This is a genomic window from Kitasatospora phosalacinea (assembly GCF_000716545.1).
GTDB classification, from domain to species: Bacteria; Actinomycetota; Actinomycetes; order Streptomycetales; family Streptomycetaceae; genus Kitasatospora; species Kitasatospora phosalacinea.
On record NZ_JNWZ01000054.1, the window covers coordinates 1 to 16,082 of the forward strand.

12 protein-coding genes and 2 pseudogenes are annotated in these 16,082 nt (G+C 75.2%); 5 read left to right on the forward strand and 9 right to left on the reverse strand.

Annotation, left to right across the window (positions count from 1 at the left end):
- Positions 1-110: 110 nt before the first annotated feature.
- A pseudogene (locus tag OO48_RS39335) lies at positions 111-293 on the reverse strand (DUF2510 domain-containing protein); the annotation flags it as partial.
- Positions 294-700: 407 nt separating this feature from the next.
- Here OO48_RS39335 and OO48_RS24460 point away from each other — a divergent pair.
- A complete protein-coding gene (locus tag OO48_RS24460; RefSeq protein WP_014135973.1) occupies positions 701-1,120 on the forward strand; it encodes an SsgA family sporulation/cell division regulator in 420 nt (139 codons plus the stop codon).
- A gap of 250 nt (positions 1,121-1,370) precedes the next feature.
- On the opposite strand, the gene OO48_RS24465 is transcribed toward OO48_RS24460, so the two are convergent.
- From OO48_RS24465 to OO48_RS24475, 3 genes are all read right to left on the reverse strand, one after another.
- Entirely contained in the window at positions 1,371-2,783 is a 1,413-nt protein-coding gene (locus tag OO48_RS24465; protein WP_051732682.1) for a glycosyltransferase 87 family protein, read from the reverse strand.
- A gap of 557 nt (positions 2,784-3,340) precedes the next feature.
- A complete protein-coding gene (locus OO48_RS24470) occupies positions 3,341-4,726 on the reverse strand; it encodes a sensor histidine kinase (protein ID WP_033219981.1) in 1,386 nt (461 codons plus the stop codon).
- Positions 4,727-4,743: 17 nt separating this feature from the next.
- Positions 4,744-5,448 (reverse strand): response regulator transcription factor, encoded by a 705-nt coding sequence (locus OO48_RS24475; protein ID WP_081952343.1) that lies wholly within the window; start codon positions 5,446-5,448, stop codon positions 4,744-4,746.
- A 180-nt stretch (positions 5,449-5,628) separates the two neighbouring features.
- On the opposite strand from OO48_RS24475, the gene OO48_RS24480 reads away from it, so the two are divergent.
- From OO48_RS24480 to OO48_RS24490, 3 genes are all read left to right on the forward strand, one after another.
- Positions 5,629-6,174 carry a hypothetical protein gene (locus OO48_RS24480; RefSeq protein WP_033219893.1) on the forward strand — a complete coding sequence of 182 codons (546 nt, stop codon included), beginning with the start codon at positions 5,629-5,631 and terminating at the stop codon, positions 6,172-6,174.
- Between the two features lie 93 nt (positions 6,175-6,267).
- The gene (locus tag OO48_RS24485; RefSeq protein WP_033219895.1) at positions 6,268-6,762 is read left to right on the forward strand and encodes an Lrp/AsnC family transcriptional regulator; all 495 of its coding nucleotides are present in this window, start codon (positions 6,268-6,270) and stop codon (positions 6,760-6,762) included.
- A gap of 188 nt (positions 6,763-6,950) precedes the next feature.
- Positions 6,951-7,712, forward strand: coding sequence for a helix-turn-helix domain-containing protein (locus OO48_RS24490; RefSeq protein WP_051732684.1), 762 nt, complete (start codon positions 6,951-6,953; stop codon positions 7,710-7,712).
- Positions 7,713-7,812: 100 nt separating this feature from the next.
- Here the strand turns inward: OO48_RS24490 and OO48_RS24495 are convergent, their stop codons facing one another.
- The 3 genes from OO48_RS24495 to OO48_RS24505 all read right to left on the reverse strand — a co-directional run bounded on the left by OO48_RS24495 (position 7,813) and on the right by OO48_RS24505 (position 11,542).
- Positions 7,813-8,619, reverse strand: coding sequence for a hypothetical protein (locus OO48_RS24495; RefSeq protein WP_081952345.1), 807 nt, complete (start codon positions 8,617-8,619; stop codon positions 7,813-7,815).
- A gap of 68 nt (positions 8,620-8,687) precedes the next feature.
- The gene (locus OO48_RS24500) at positions 8,688-9,338 is read right to left on the reverse strand and encodes an IclR family transcriptional regulator (protein ID WP_033219897.1); all 651 of its coding nucleotides are present in this window, start codon (positions 9,336-9,338) and stop codon (positions 8,688-8,690) included.
- 380 nt (positions 9,339-9,718) lie between these two features.
- Positions 9,719-11,542, reverse strand: coding sequence for a DEAD/DEAH box helicase (locus tag OO48_RS24505; RefSeq protein WP_033219899.1), 1,824 nt, complete (start codon positions 11,540-11,542; stop codon positions 9,719-9,721).
- Between the two features lie 537 nt (positions 11,543-12,079).
- Here OO48_RS24505 and OO48_RS41065 point away from each other — a divergent pair.
- Positions 12,080-12,322: pseudogene (locus OO48_RS41065) on the forward strand (SsgA family sporulation/cell division regulator); the annotation flags it as partial.
- Between the two features lie 162 nt (positions 12,323-12,484).
- Here the strand turns inward: OO48_RS41065 and OO48_RS24515 are convergent.
- Together OO48_RS24515 and OO48_RS24520 are read right to left on the reverse strand one after the other, a co-directional pair.
- Positions 12,485-13,105 carry a class F sortase gene (locus OO48_RS24515; RefSeq protein ID WP_081952346.1) on the reverse strand — a complete coding sequence of 207 codons (621 nt, stop codon included), beginning with the start codon at positions 13,103-13,105 and terminating at the stop codon, positions 12,485-12,487.
- A gap of 92 nt (positions 13,106-13,197) precedes the next feature.
- Positions 13,198-15,783 carry a phosphatidylglycerol lysyltransferase domain-containing protein gene (locus tag OO48_RS24520; RefSeq protein WP_033219907.1) on the reverse strand — a complete coding sequence of 862 codons (2,586 nt, stop codon included), beginning with the start codon at positions 15,781-15,783 and terminating at the stop codon, positions 13,198-13,200.
- Positions 15,784-16,082: the final 299 nt, after the last annotated feature.

A 16,082-nucleotide genomic window follows, 5' to 3' on the forward strand; every position in this document is an offset into this window, starting at 1 on the left:
CAGAAGACGGCATACGAGATCTAGTACGGTCTCGTGGGCTCGGAGATGTGTATAAGAGACAGGGGCGGGAGGCTGTAGGGCGGTGCGCTGAGGTAGCGGGCGACGAAGCGCGGCGGTTCGAGCGGCTCGCCGGGGGAGGGTGCGGGGCGGCTGGTGCCGGGGACCCAGGCGTGGCCGGCCCAGTAGCGGAGGAAGCCGGGCACCGAGGGGTCGGGGTAGTAGCCGGGCGATCCGGCGTTCCCGGACAGGGTCGCGCCGAGAATCGAGCCTGCTGTGGAGGGCCGGTCCGTCATTGCGTCTTCCTTCGTACCGGCACCGCGGCGTGCGGGTGTGCGGACGTGGGTGGGGGAGCCGCGGGCGGAGAGTCGCCGGGCAGTCACAAAGGGTAGTACCTCGAACGACCTCGTCCCCCGGGTTCACCGGAACTCGTGAAACGAGCGGGGACACGTGGTACTGCGGGTGCGCCCGGGGCGGCTGGGGCCGTTCCGGGGGCGGGAGGGCGGGGCCGCGGTCGGGCGGTCCCGGCGTGCCGGTGTTCCCGTCCGGAACAACCGGGGCGGGGCGGAAAAGGTTCTGCTGGGGGCCGCCGGAAAAAGTTCCGCGGGAAGTCGCGGAACCCGTGTAAGAGTCCGCGCCGTCCGGGCTCTCGGCTGGTGCGGGGGTCGAACGGCGGCCCCGCGAGGCGGAGAGGGTGAGGACGATGGCCGGACAGTCGACCGGAGTGGTGGAGCAGGAGTTGGAGCTGAACCTGGTGCTGTCGCCGGAGCGCAGCGTCCCGGTGGCGGCGCGGCTGTCGTACGGGAGCCACGACCCGTTCGCGGTGTACGTGACCTTCCACCTGGACAGCGGGACGCCGGTGACCTGGGTGTTCGCCCGCGAACTGCTGGTGGAGGGGACGTTCCGGCCGTGCGGTCAGGGCGACGTGCGGATCTGGCCGACCAGGTCGGGGCGGCGCAGCGTGCTGTGCATGGCGCTGAGCTCGCCGGCGGGGGACGCGCTGCTGGAGGCGCCGCTGCCGACGGTGGCGGCCTGGCTGGAGCGGGCACACCGGCTGGTGCCGCCGGGGGCGGAGCTGGAGGCGATGGACCTGGACGGTTCGCTGGCGGAGCTGCTGGCGTGAGGGGGCGCGGACGGCCGGCCCGAGCGCGGGTACGGGCGCAGTCCGGCCCGACCCGCCCGCCCGGCCGTCCCCCGGAACGCCCGCCGTCGGGGCGCCCCGGACACCCGGAGGCGGGCACCCGCGCGGAAGCGGAAGGCAGCGGTGCGGAAGGCAGCGGCGCGGAAGGCGGCGGCGCGGAAGGCGGCGACCGGGGAGGCCGCAGCGCGAGGAGCAGCCGCGTGGAGGCGGGCGCCCGCGCGGCCGCCGGGGTTCAGCGGGCCGCGGGGGCCTTCTGGGCGCCGGAACTGCCGAGGCCGTCCGAGTCGGTGCGCGGGGCGGGGACGCGCACCAGCGGGGCGCCGGCCGCGAGCCGCCGGGAGCGGACCCGGAGCGCGGCGACGGCGAGGAAGCACAGGCCCATCAGCGGGTAGACGCCCGCCGGGAACTGCTCGAACGCCGACAGGTGCAGGTCGAGGTCGCCCTTGTGGGGGACTATCCACATCGCGAAGGACAGGAAGCCGAGCAGCGTCAGGCCGAAGATCGGCCGCCAGCGCAGGCGCCGGACGGCGGCGGGGCGGGAGCGCTCGTGCGCGGCCTCGGCGGCGAGCAGCACCAGCACGGGCACGCACCACACCCAGTGGTGGGTCCAGCTGATCGGGGAGACCAGCACGGCGGTGACCAGGGCGGTGCACACGCTCCAGGCGTCGGCGCGCGGCGACCAGCGGGCGCTGCGGTGCGCCCAGACGGCGATGGTGAGGCCGGCGGCGGCGACCAGGGCGGCGAGCAGGGTGGCGACGGCGCCGGGGGTCTCGACGTGCAGCAGCCGGGCGACCAGGCCGCGCAGCGACTGGTTGTCGACGATGACGGTCTTGCCGACCCGGCTGGAGTCGAACATGTACTTCGTCCAGTAGCCGCGGGTGGCGTCGGGGAGCACCAGCGCGCCGATCAGGAAGGTGCCCACGAAGGTGGCGCCGGCCGTGAACGCGGCCCGGACCCGGCCGGTGATCAGCAGGTAGACGGCGAACAGGCCGGGGGTGAGCTTGATGCCGGCGGCGATGCCGATGGCCAGGCCCTTGCCGCGGGCGGAGTCGGGACGGGTGAGGTCCCAGAGGATCAGGCAGGCCAGTGCGAGGTTGATCTGGCCGTAGCGCAGGGTGGTGAAGACCGGCTCCAGCCAGACACCCAGTCCGGTGACGAGCAGGACGCCGACCGGACGCAGGTCGCGGCGCGGCCAGTCGACCAGTTTGAAGGACAGGTGGGCCAGGGTGGCGAGCAGCAGCAGGTTGCCGGCGGTGATGGCCACCCGCAGGAAGGGGAGGCCGAACCAGGTGGTCGGCACGAACAGCATGGCGGCGAACGGCGGGTAGGTCGCGGGCAGGCTCCACTCGGTGACCCGCAGCGCGTACAGGTCGTGGCCGTCGGCGACGGCGGCGCCCTCGGCCCGGTAGACCACCATGTCGACCATCGAGGTGCCGGCGAGGTGCCGCACCACGGCGTAGCCGAGCAGCGAGAGCAGGGCGATCCCGGCGGCCGCCAGCAGCGGGCGCCGGGGGGCGGCGCGCAGGGCGGCGGTGACGGCGGCGCACTGGCGGACGGGGGCGGTGAGGGCGCGCTGCCAGGCCGGCGCGGTCGGCCGGGCGGGGCCGCCGGGGAGTGTGCCCCGTTCCGTTTGCACCGTGGTCACTGTGTTGCTCCGTCCGACGTCGACCTGCGCTGGGCCAGCAGCCGACACTACCCGAACGGTCGGCGGGCGCCACCGGTCGCGGTCGCCCCGGGCTCCCCTCCTGGGGCTGCCGTCCGGCCGCCGGGGAGGGCGGCCGGGCGGTCGGGCCCGGCCCGGGGCGACCGCGGTTCGGGTCCGGTCCCCGGGAACGGCACGGGCCTCGGCGCGTCGGCCGGTGGTCGGCGGTGCGGTCCCCGGCGGCGCGGACGGCGCGGTGCCGGTGCGCGCGGTGGTGCCGGTCACGTGCGGCGGCCGCACCGTCCGGGGCGGAACGGGCCCCGGCGCGCGCGTACGGGTCCCGGGGGTGGAGCGGCTCCCGGTTCGCGCACGTGTTCCGGGGTCGCTGACCCCGGTGCTGGCTGACGTTGGCCGGGGCGCCGGGCCCGATCGTCCGCGCCGGTGCGGCATGAGACGGCTTTGGTCGCCGCTTAGGACGCATTTAAGGGAGGAGGGGCCGGGCCGAGCTGTCGCCCCCGCGGTGACAGCTCCGGTGCCGGCGTCGTCCGTCTCCCGGTCCGCTAGTCCTTGCGGATCAGTCGGCCGGTCCGGCGGCGTTGCTGCCGGGGCAGTTCGACTTCGGTGCGGGTGTTGATCCGCACCGTGACCTCGGCGCCGCCGAGGGCGGAGCGTCCGAGCCGGACTTCGCCGCCGGTGCCCTCGGCGAGTTTGCGGACGATGTCCAGGCCGAGGCCGGTGGAGCCCTCGCCGCCGTGGCCGGCGCCGCGGCGGATCGCCGTGGCCGGGTCGGTGATGCCGGGCCCGCCGTCGCCGACCAGGACGGCCACCGTGTCCTCGGTGGCGACCACGTCGACGGCGAAGGGGGTGCCGACGGCGGTGTGCCGGAAGACGTTGCCGAGCAGCGCGTCGACGGCGGCGGCCAGGTCGCCGCGCTGCACCGGGACGGGTGCCGGGGCGTCGTCGCCGGCCAGCTGCCAGGGGCGTCCCTCGTCCTCGGCGAGCGCGGACCAGAACGCGACCCGGTCCCGGACCACTTCGACCGCGTCGCAGCCGAGGGCGACCGGCGGGGCGTCCACCGGGTCGCGGCGGGCGGTGCGGATGATCTGGTCGACCTCGCGCTCCAGTTGGGAGACCGCGTGCCGGGTGGCGTCGGCGGCGTCCCCCTCGCCCAGGGCGGCGGCGTTGAGCCGGAGCACGGTGAGCGGGGTGCGCAGTCGGTGCGAGAGGTCGGCGGCGAGTTCGCGTTCGGCGGCGAGCAGGTGGACGACCCGGTCGGCCATGGCGTTGAACGCGTAGGCGGCCTCCCGGAGCTCCTCGGGCGCGCCCGCCGCCTCGCGCCCCTCCACCGGGACCCGGACGCTGAGGTTGCCGGAGCCGAGCGAGCGGGCGGCGGTGGCCAGGCGGCGGGCGGAGCGGATGATCCGGGTGCCCATCCGGTCGGCGACCGCGACGGACACCGCGACCAGGGCGAGCGCGACGCCGGAGAGCACCAGCCAGGCGGTGCCGACGCCGCGCGACAGGTCGGTGTCCGGGACGTACACCTCGACCATGGCGATCCCGCCGCCGTCGACGGCGACGGGCTGCAGCAGCACGTAGCCGCCGTCGACCCGGGCGGTGCCGGCCCGGACGGTGCGGGTCCAGCCCTGGTTCCCGGTGCCGGGCAGCTGGTCGTTGTCGGTGCGGGCGCTGCCGACCGTCACGCCGCCGGGCAGGTGGACGGCGAGCCGGTCCCGGGAGCCGGCGTCGGTGGAGGCCATGGCCTTGGCGACGGCCTGCTGGTCGGTGGTGATGGCGAGAGCCGGGCCGAGCGCGGCGGCCTGGCGCTCGGCGGCGGTGAAGGCCCGGTCCCGGGCGGTCTGCTGGACCATCAGGCCGAGCGGGATGAGGAAGGCGAGCGCGACCATGACGGTGCCGGCGATGGCGGCCTTGACCATCGCCCAGCGCAGCGAGCGGAGGACGCGTTTCACGTCGCCCCCCCGACCGGTCCGGAGGGCGCCTCCAGACGCACCCCGACGCCGCGCACGGTGTGCAGGTAGCGCGGGTTGGAGGCGGTCTCGCCGAGCTTGCGGCGCAGCCAGGACAGGTGGACGTCGATGGTCTGGTCGCCGCCGTAGGTCTGCCGCCACACCTCGGCCAGGATCTCCTTGCGCGGGACGACCACGCCGGGGCGGGCGGCGAGGAAGGCCAGCAGGTCGAACTCGCGGCGGGTGAGGTCGAGCCGCTGTCCGTCGAGCAGGGCCTCGCGTCGCTGCGGGTCGATGGCGAGGCCGCCGACCCGCAGGATCTGGGGGGCCGTCAGGGCGCCGCCGCCCAGTCTGCGCAGGACGGCGGCCATCCGGGCGGTCAGGTGTTCACCGGAGAAGGGTTTCACCAGGTAGTCGTCGGCCCCGTCGTTCAGCAGCCGGACGATCTCCGCCTCGTCGTCCCGCGCGGTGGAGATGATCACCGGGACGTTGGTCAGGCCCCGGATCATCTTGAGCGCCTCGCTGCCGTCCAGGTCCGGCAGGCCCAGGTCGAGGACCACCAGGTCGCAGCCGACCTGGGCGACTTCGCGCAGGGCCTCCAGGGCGGTGCCGACGGAGCGCACGGCGTGGCCGGTGTCGGCCAGATGGCGGATCAGGGCGGAACGCACAAAGGGGTCGTCCTCGACCACAAGCACTGTTGCCATGGGGCTGCACGGTACGGCATCGCGGTCGAGTGGTCTGTACCTCGGGGGGTGCCCTCCGCCCGGGCGGGAGGCGGCCGCTTGAGCTTCCCTGAAGCTCGGCGGTCCTTTTCCACAAGGTTCCCGCGGATACCCCGGCCCACTGACCTGCCCGTGACATTCGTACGGCAGGATGGGCCCGCGATGCGGAGCGGACTGGTTCAACTGGGCGCCTGGACGGCAGCCACCGGAGCGGCGGTGGCGTTGTCCTGGCTCGGCGTGCACGCGGTGCTCGTCGACACGGTGTTCGAGCAGCCGACCGCGATCCAACTGCCCTCGGTGGCCTCGTCCGCGCCGGCGGGGACGCCCGGTCCTCCCGCCTCCCCGAGCGCTCCGCCGGCCTCCCCTAGCGGTTCGCCCCCGGCGGCGGCCCCGAGCCCGTCGCCCGACCCTGCCCGGACGACGGGGGCGACCGCGACCTCGCGGTCCACCCCCACGGCCCGCAAGAGCAGCAGCCCGCCCAGCACGGTGCACAGCTACCCGGTGCTGGGCGGCCGGGTGGCGCTCGACCAGCGGCCCACCGAGGCCAAGCTGGTGTCGGCGGTGCCGGATCCGGGCTGGTCGATGCAGGTCTGGCACGGCGACCAGTGGATGCAGGTCAGTTTCTCCAAGGACGACCGGGCCTCGATGGTGATGGTGTCCTGGAACGGGCACGAGCCCGACGTACAGACCTTCGTCGTCGGCAACTGACCGGCCGCCGGGCGCGAGGCTGACGCGCGGGCCGCGCCGCCCGCACAATGTCGGTCGACGCCCGACCCCCTCGCACCGCCCTGGAGCCGCCCCGTGCCCCCGCAGCCCGACGCCATCGACGCGCTGGACGGAAAGCTGATCCGGCTGCTCGCCGAGGAGCCGCGGATCGGCGTGCTGGAGTGCTCGCGCCGCCTGCAGGTGGCGCGCGGGACGGTGCAGGCCCGGCTGGACCGGCTGCAGGCGCGCGGGGTGATCGGCGGTTTCGGCCCGCAGGTGGACCCGGCGGCGCTCGGCTACCCGGTGACGGCGTTCGCGACGCTGGAGATCTCGCAGGGGCAGGGCGCGGACGTCCGGGCGCACCTGGCGGCGGTGCCGGAGGTGCTGGAGCTGCACACCATCACCGGCCACGGGGACATGCTGGTGCGGATCGTGGCCCGTTCGAACGCGGACCTGCAGCGGGTGATCGACCGGGTGGTGGGGTTCGACGGGATCGTCCGGGCGTCCACCGCGATCGCGCTGGAGAACCCGGTGCCGTACCGGGTGCTGCCGCTGGTGGAGCAGGCGGCCGGTGCGGGGGGCGGCGGCTGAGCCTGCTCCGGTGCCCGTCCTCCTGGGCGCGCCTCCCCTTGCCGGAGGTTTTTTGGCATATGCCTTCTGCTCGTGCACGCAAAGATCGCAGCCATGAGCATATGGACCGCACTCCCCGAGTGCCCACCGGCCGTCCCTCCGTCAGCGCCCCTCCCCGGACGGGCCGTTCGTCCACGGGAGGTCCAGCGATGAGCCGGGCCGCCGAGCCGCAGACGACCCTGATCACCTCCGCGCAACGGGCCCTGCGGCTGCTGGAGGCCGCCGCCCGGCACCCCTCCGGCGCCACCGCCAAGCAGCTCGCCCGGGACACCGGACTGGCCCTCGGCACCACCTACCACCTGCTGCGCACCCTGGTCCACGACCGGTACCTGGAGCGCCACGAGGGCCTGTACTGCACCGGCCCCGCGGTCTCCGGCCTGACCCGGGAGGAGAGCCCGGCGGCCGGCCGGTCCCGGCTGGACGGGCTGCTCGGCCGGATCGCCCACCAGCTGTCCGCCGCCGTGCACTTCGCCCGGTACAAGGACGGCGAGGTCGACCTGGTCGCCGCGGCGCCCGCCCCCGGCGCCCCCACCGCCGACCCGCGGCACTTCCGGGCCGGGGCGCACGCCCACGCGGCCGGCAAGACGCTGCTGGCCCTGATGTCCGCCGACGAGCGGCGCCGGCACCTGGCCCGCTACCCGATGGTGCCGTTCACCCCTTACACCCTGCGCGAACCCGCCCACCTGCCGCTGCTGCCCCGGCACGGGCCGCAGCGGGCCGCGCCGATCACCCAGTACCAGGAGTACGCGCTGGGCATGGCGGGGGCCGCGGTCCCGATCGTGCTGGGCAGCGGGCTCGCCGCGATCGCGGTGGCGCTGCCGATGACCCAGGCCCACCGGTTACCGGAGATCGCCGCACGACTGCGCGCCCGGGTCGGCGACGACCTGGTGACGGCCGCGTTCGGGCTGTAGGCCCGGCCGCTCCCCGGGGGAAGTACGCGTACGAGGGCCGGGCGCACGGGGGTGCCACGCCCGGTCCCAGCTGTCCGCCGCGACCGCCCGCGCCGGGCCGTCAGCAGTGCGGGACGGCGCCGCCGCCGTTCAGCGCCTGGAGCGCGGCGACCGAGTCGGAGAGGGTGTCCACCGGGATCAGCTGCAGGCCGTCGGGGGTGTTGACCTTGCCCTGCGCGCACTCGCTGCGCGGTAGCAGGAACACCGTGGCCCCGGCCTCGCGCGCCGCCTGGGTCTTGAGCGGAATGCCGCCGACCTGGCCGACCCGCCCGTCCGCGTCGACCGTGCCGGTGCCGGCCACGTTCCGCCCGCCGGTCAGATCGCCGCCCCTGCCGTCGCCGGCGATCTTGTCGATGATGCCCAGCGCCAGCATCTGGCCGCCGCTCGGCCCGCCGATCTGGCCGAGGTCGATCTCCACCTTGACCTGGTCCGGCGACAGTTTCAGGTAGCCCAGCGCCGCCAGGGTGGCGCTGTCCTGGGACTGCGTCATCTGCTGCTGCGTCGCCTCGTCGGCCTTCTCCGGATCGCCCTGCGGGTAGACCTCGTCGGTGGGCACCACGGCCTGCTTCGGGTCGCCCCAGGCCGTCACCGCGTCCCACAGGGTGCTGCGCACGCCCGGGTTGGTGGCGCTGACGGTGACCACCCGCAGCTGCCCGGAGGTCTCCCGCTGCTGCGTCCCGCTGATCGTGATCACCCGGGCGCCGTCGTACGTGCCCAGGGTGTCGGCGGTCTCCCCGGGCGACTCCAGGGTGTAGGGCAGCGGCACGAAGGCGGCCACCGCGAACAGCGCGAGCACCGGCAGCGCGCACAGTCCGAGGGCCCGGGTGCGCGGGGAGGTCAGGACCGGGGGCAGGTTCTGGGAAGCCACCCCCGCATCCAAACACACCGCGGCGCCCGGCACGGACGCCCGCGCGGATCGCCGCGGTGCGGCCGGGCTCAGCGCAGCGCGTCGGCGACCTCGGTGGCGGCCTCGATCACCCGCGGGCCGACCCGCTCGGGGACGAGGCCGTTGAGCATCACCACGCCGACGCTGCCCTCGATGCCGCTGAGGCCGATCAGCGCGGCGGCCGCGCCGCTGGCCCCGGACTGCTCCTCGGCGCGGGTGATCACGCAGCCCTGCTCGGGGCGGCGCTGGCCGGGGAAGTTGCGGGCCTCCAGGATGGCCCGGCCGGCCGCGCTCTCGGAGAGCGGGTGGCGCAGGCCGGTGCGGTAGGCGACGTGGAAGTCCGTCCAGGTCGGTTCGACCACCGCGACGGCGAGCGCCTCGTTGCCGTCGACCAGGGTGAGGTGGGCGGTGGCGCCCAGGTCCTCGGCGAGCGAGCGCAGCGCGGGCAGCGCGGCCTCGCGCAGCAGCGGGTGGACGCGGTGGGCGAGCCGGAGCACGCCGAGGCCGACCCGGGCCCGGCCGCCGATGTCCCGGCGGACCAGCCCGTGCTGTTCCAGGGTGGCGAGCAGGCGGTAGACCACCGTGCGGTTGACGGCCAGCCGGGCCGCCAACTCGGTCACCGTCAGCCCGCGTTCGGAGTCGGCGAGCAGTTTCAGCACCCGGACACCCCTGTCCAGGGTCTGGGAGGTCTCAGCAGTCACGAGGCGCCAGGTCCTTTCCGCGGCAGGTCCGACCTTACGACAGAACTGCCTTTGGCCGCACCGGAATTGATCGCGCGCGGGGAGGGTGTTCCAGCGCGGGAGTCCGGCCTCGGCGACATCGACAGGGCACGGGACTCCGCGACACCCGACCGGGCCGGCGGGTGGGGTCCGGGTGAGTGTGGGGAGACGCTAATGAACGAGGGCGCCCGGTGGAAGTGGTTGTCCAAAATTCGGGCGTCATCGATGGAAAGTCGTGATGACAAACCGGACCAAGCGGCGCATAGTCCGCGCCGCGAACGCTCGAGCGTCCGATATCTGGGCGCCGCCCCGACCGGTCGGCACCCGGTCGGGGCGGTCCGGCCGCGGCGGCCGGGCGGGGCTCAGCCCTGGACGGCCCACTCGCGGATCCGGGCGATCCGCGCCTTGAGCTGGTTGGCGGTGGCCTGCGCGGTGAGCGGCCCGCCGCACTGCCGGCGCAGCTCGTTGTGGATGCTGCCGTGCGGCTGCTCGGTGCGGTGGTGCCAGGCGGCGACCAGCGCGTTCAGCTCCTTGCGCAGTTCGCGCAGCTCCTGGTGGGTGACCACGGGCCGCTCGTCGGCGGGCAGTTCGAGCAGGTCGGCCTCCTCGGCGGGCCTGCCCTTGGAGCGCTGGATCTGCCGGTGCTGGCGCTTCTGCAGCAGCATCTGCACCTGGTCGGGTTCGAGCAGGCCCGGGATGCCGAGGTAGTCCTCCTCCTCCTCGCTGCCGGGGTGCGCCTGCATGCCGAACTCCATGGCGTTGTACAGCACCCGGTCGAAGACCGCGTCGCTGCCCAGCGCCTCGTAGGAGAACTCCTCGGTGCCGGTGTCGGCCCCGTCGTTGGCCTTCTCGGCCTCGGCGAGCAGCCGGTCCTCCTCGTCGAACAGGCCCTCGCCCTCCTTCTTGGGCCGGTCCAGGACGTGGTCGCGCTGGAGCTCCATCTCATTGGCGAAGCCGAGCAGCATCGGGATGGTCGGCAGGAACACCGAGGCGGTCTCGCCGCGCTTGCGGGCGCGCACGAAGCGGCCGACGGCCTGGGCGAAGAACAGCGGGGTGGAGATCGAGGTGGCGTACACGCCGACGCACAGCCGGGGCACGTCGACGCCCTCGGAGACCATCCGGACCGCGACCATCCAGCGCGAGGTGCCCTCGGCGTAGTCGGAGATCCGCTTGGACGCCTCGGCCTCGTCGGAGAGCACCAGGGTGACCTTCTCGCCGGTGATCTCGCGCAGCATCTTGGCGTACGCGCGGGCCACCGTCTGGTCGGTGGCGATCACCAGGCCGCCGGCGTCCGGGATGCCCTTGCGGACCTCGGTCAGCCGCCGGTCGGCGGCCTGCAGCACCGCCGGGATCCACTCGCCCTGCGGGGAGAGCGCGGTGCGCCACGCCTGGGCGATCAGGTCCTTGGTCATCGGCTCGCCGAGCCGGGCCTCCAGCTCGTCGCCGGCCTTGGTGCGCCAGCGCATGTTGCCGGAGTAGCTGAGGAAGATCACCGGGCGGACCACGTGGTCGGCCAGCGCGTGCCCGTAGCCGTAGGTGTAGTCGGCGACCGACTTGCGGATGCCGTCGCCGCCCGCCTCGTACTGGACGAACGGGATCGGGTTGGTGTCGGAGCGGAACGGGGTGCCGGTGAGGGCGAGCCGGCGAGTGGCCGGCTCGAACGCCTCGAAGCAGGCCTCGCCCCAGGACTTGGAGTCGCCGGCGTGGTGGATCTCGTCCATGATCACCAGCGTCTTGCGGGCCTCGGTGCGGTTGCGGTGCAGCATCGGGTTGACGCCGACGCCCGCGTACGTGATCACGATGCCGTGGTAGTCCCTGGACAGCGGGCCCGAGGAGTACGCCGGGTCGAGCCGGATCCCTATCCGGGCGGCGGCTTCGGCCCACTGCTTCTTCAGGTGCTCGGTGGGCGCGACCACGGTGATTTGCTGCACCAGGTGGTTGTGCAGCAGGTAGGACGCCAGGGTCAGGGCGAAGGTGGTCTTTCCGGCGCCCGGGGTGGCGACCGCCAGGAAGTCCCGGGGCTGCTTCTCGATGTACAGGTCCAGCGCGCCCTGCTGCCAGGCCCGGAGGCTGGCGGCGGTGCCCCAGGGGGCGCGGCCCGGGAAGGCCGGGGAGAGGTGCGCGGCGGCGGAGGTGCCGCTCGGGCGGGGGTGGGTGCTGTCGGCGTGCGAGAACAGCGGGGCCATCGAGGAGGAGGCGGCGGTAGTCACGGTCTCCGAACGGGGTCGTCGCAGGTCAGAGCCTGTTTCAGGCCCTTCCCCCGCGGTCGGCGGGCGGTCGTGGAACCCGCCCAGCCTAGCCCCTTCCGGAGCCCCGACGGCCGCCGCGGCACGCCTCTGTGGCGCGCGTCCCACCGGATTCGTACGACTGTCACCACACCTTCACACGGCAGGGCCGGCCGTCCGGCGCGACCGCCTCCCGGGCCGGCCGCGGGTGCGTCCGGCCGCCGCCGAATGCCCGGATCGGCCCGCTGGAGTGTGGCGCGGATCACTCGGAACGGCCCCGGAACCGGCGTCATGGTTCCCGTCCCCCGTGACTCCCCATCAGCAGGAGGCGACACCGGTCGCACCCGCACCACCACGCACCCCCGGAGGAACGCCGCGTCCGCAGCGCCCGCGCCGGTCGAACAGACCACGCACGCCCGGCTGATCGTCAGCACCCACCGCTCCGCGCTGCTGCGGGTCACCCTGCGGTACCGGGCCGACGACCCGCTGGCGGTCCGGATGGTCTTCCCCGCCGAGTACGCGCTGGAGGCGGTCGACGCGCCCGACGGGCCGCCGGACGACCTGCCCGGCCCGGCCGACGACCCGGCCGACGGGGTCGAGTGGGTGTTCGCCCGGCAGCTGCTCGCCTCCGGGCTCGACCTGCCCAGTGGCGAGGGCGACGTCCGCGTCCGCCCCGCGCCCGAGCGGTGCACCGTCGTCGAGCTGCGCTCCCCCGACGGCGTCGCGCTGCTCCGGTTCGACCGCGCCGAACTGCGCCGCTTCCTGCGGCACAGCCACCTGGCGGTGCCCGAGGGGCAGGAGCTGCGCCACCTGGACTGCGACCGGGCGCTGGCCGAACTGCTGGCCCGAGACGGCCGCCGTCCCGGCCGGGCGCCCTCGCGGCCCCGCCAGGACGGCGACCGCTCAGGCCCGCTGGGTGCGCACCAGGTGCGCGTACACCACCACGTTCCCGTCGTAGCCGCCCTCCCGGGTGAAGCCGCCGCCGCAGGTGATCAGGCGCAGCTGGGCGTCCGGGGTGGCCGCGTACACCTTGCGGTCCGGGAACTCGCTCTTCGGGTAGACCTCCACGCCGTCGACCTGGAACCAGGCGCCGGCCCCGTCCGCCCGGGAGACCTCCAGCTGGTCGCCCTTGCGCAGCGTGCCCAGCCGGTAGAACACCGCCGGGCCGTGCGCGTTGTCGACGTGCCCGGCCAGCACCGCCGCCCCGCTGGAGCCGGGCGCGGCGCCGTCCCGGTACCAGCCGGCCAGGTTGCGGTCCTCCTGCGGGGGCGGCTGCAACCGCCCCTCGTCGTCCAGGCCGAGCCGGGCCACCGGGGCGTCCACCCCGAGCACCGGGATCCGCACCCGCACCGGCGGCGAGGGCGGCAGCGCGGGGACGGCCGGGCCCACCGGGGTGCCGTCGTACGCCTGCGCCGCGGCCGGCGCCGGCGGCAGGGTGCCGGCCAGCCCGCCGTGCAGCAGCCACGCCCCCGCGACGACGGCGGTCGCGGCCGCCACCGCGCCCTTCCACGTCCGTTCGCCCACCGCACGCCCTCCGCCCGCCGACCCTGACCCGCCCAGTTCACCCGGCGGCGGGGGCCGCAGCACCCCGTGGGTTCTGTCCGGGTGACGCCGGGTCAGGGGGTGCGGCCGCCGCGGCGCAGCCGGGGCCTGGTCAGGAAGCCCTCCGCCCACATGGTGGCCAGGCCGATCGCGGGCAGCTCGGAGGCCTTCTCGTACAGCACGTAGCGCGGCTCCCAGTCGGGCCGGTAGCGCGCGTTGGCCCGGTACCGGGACTCCAGCCGCCACCACCGGGACAGCAGGCGCAGCACTCCGCGCCACAGCCGCAGCACCGGCCCGGCGCCCAGCCGCGGTTCGAACGCCTCGCGGAACATCGTGAAGTTCAGCGACACCCGGGCCGTCCCGCTCCCGGCGGCCCGGCCCAGCAGCGCGACGACGGCGTACTCGACCAGCCCGCTGTCGGACTCCCGGTCGCGGCGCACCAGGTCGAGCGAGAGCCCGTCGTCGCCCCACGGGACGAAGGACAGCAGCGCGGCCGTCCGCCCGGCCCGGTCGCGGCACTCGGCGAGCACGCAGTCGCCGTCCGCGGGGTCGCCGATCCGGCCCAGCGCCATCGAGAAGCCGCGCTCGGTGCGGCCGTGCCGCCAGGCGTCGGCCAGCCGGGCCAGGTCGGCGAACTCCTCGGGCGGGACGTCCCGGTGGCGGCGGACCAGCACCGTGTACCCGGCCCGCTCCACCCGGCGGCAGGTCTGCCGCAGGCCGCGCGCCTCGCGGCCCTCCAGGGTGAAGCCGGCCGTGGCGACCACCGCCTCGTCGCCCAGGTGCAGCGCGCGCAGCCCGGCGGTCCGGGCGTAGACGGTGCCGCCGCGCTCGCCGGCGCCGGTGACGGCGGGGATCCAGGCGTGCGTCCGGGCCAGCCGGTGCCACTCCTCGATCGCCTGCGGCCACGCCTGCGGGTCGCCCACCGGATCGCCGGAGGCCAGCGCCACGCCGCCCACCACCCGGTAGGCGACGGCGGCCTTGCCGCTGGGCGAGAAGCACACCGACTTGTCGCGGCGCAGCGCGAAGTAGCCCAGCGAGTCGCGTCCGCCGTGCCGCTCCAGCAGGGCCCGCAGCGCCAGTTCGTCCTCGGGGCCCTGCCACCCGGCGCCGTGCGGGGAGCGCAGCAGGATCCGCAGGGTGAGCAGCAGCAGGGCGGTGGCGAGCAGGTTGAGGGAGAGGTCGAGCCAGCCCGGCACGTCCACGCCGGCCGCCTCGACCACGCCGGAGACGGTGACCAGCCGCAGCACCGCGTACCGGGCGGCCTCCCCCCAGCCGGGCACCGCGCCGGTGTGCCAGAGCCGGACGGCGAGGGCGCCCAGCCCGGTCAGCAGCGCCCCGCCGAGCAGCAGCACGGCGGCGGCCAGCGGCAGGTTGCCGCGCCCGCCGCGGACCCGGAACACCGGGCGGGCGGCCAGCAGGACCAGCAGCAGCGCCAGGGTGAGCGCGGTGGAGACCCAGTTGAACGGGTGCGCGCGGTACTCGGGGAAGGCCAGCGCGAGGGCGTAGACGGCGGTGTGCGCGGCGGTGATCGCCAGCGCGGCGATCCAGGCGGCCCGCTTGCGGCGGCGCAGCATCACCGCGAGCAGGCCGGCCAGCAGCGCGGTGGTGAAACCGGAGGTGACCAGCACCGGGGTGAAGTACTCGCCCCGGTCGGCCCGCTCGACCTGGGCCCGGAACGGGGCGACCAGCGCGCCGGCCAGGTTCAGCAGGGTGGCGGCCAGCAGGTACCACCGCGCGAGCACGGCGCAGCGCAGCCGCCAGGGCGCGTGGGGCGGCTCGGCCTCCGTCTCCGTCTCCGTCTCGGCTTCGGCCTTGGCCTCGGCCTTGGCTTCGGCCTTGGCTTCGGCGAGCGCGGGCACGGGTGCGGGTGCGGGCACGGACGCCGGTGCCGGTGCGGGTTCGGGCCCCGGGGCCTCCGGGTCGGCGTCGGGCTGGCCGGCCACCAGGTCGTACGCGGCGGTCTTGACCGCGACCAGGCGGCGGTGGAACCGGTCCTCGCGGCGTTCGGCCCGGGCCAGCCGACGGGGGCGGGAGCGGTAGCGCCAGCGGGCCCACGGGCTCGCGGGGCGGGCCAGTCGGACGGCGCCGACCAGGGCGACCGGCCAGAGCATGATGCCCAGCAGCCCCGTCCAGGTCTTGCCCTTGAGCAGGCTGACCATCACCAGCGCCAGCAGCACGGCCGCCCCGGCCAGGGTCGGCCCGTCGGGGTGCCGGGCGAAGCCGCCGAGCGGGAGTTCGCCGACCAGCAGCAGGCCGATCATGGCGACGGCGAACATCACGGCGTCCACCGAGGTGCGGCCCTGGGTGGACCAGTAGACGTCCTTGAGGTGCAGGACCAGCGCGAACTCGTCCAGCACCAGGCCGGCGCCGACGCCGAAACCGAAGCCGAGCAGGTTCCACCAGGCGCCGCCGTCACCGCGCACCGCGAACGCGGCGACCCCGCACACCAGCAGCAGGGCCTGGCCGAACACCACGTGGTGGATGTGCACCCCGCCCGGGGAGACGTTGCCCGGCCACCAGCGGACCCGGGCGCGGATCATGCGGGTGCTGAGCCGGATGAACAGGAACGACAGCACCAGGCCGAGCAGCAGCAGGAACAGCGGCTCCCGCCCGGTGTCGACGATCCGGTCCCGGTAGGCGTCGATCAGCGGCTGCCACATCGGCGGGTGCGACCTCCGTGTCTGCGGGCGGGCCCGGTGCGGTGCGGCGCGGTGCGCCGCCTGATGCCAAGTCAACTCCCCCGGAGCACCGCCGCTCCGACCAGGTGAGCCGAACAGGTGAGCGTCCCGGCGTGCCGTCCCCCGGTCATCCGTACCAGGGCCGTGCTTACCGGCACGACGGGCGGACGCGTGCCATGCTGAGGCCGAATCCCCCGGACGACGCATCTCTCCATTTCATCCGATGGACCGTTCATCCGGCCGGTGACTTCCCCTTGCTCCCTGGTGAACGGATGTGAGAC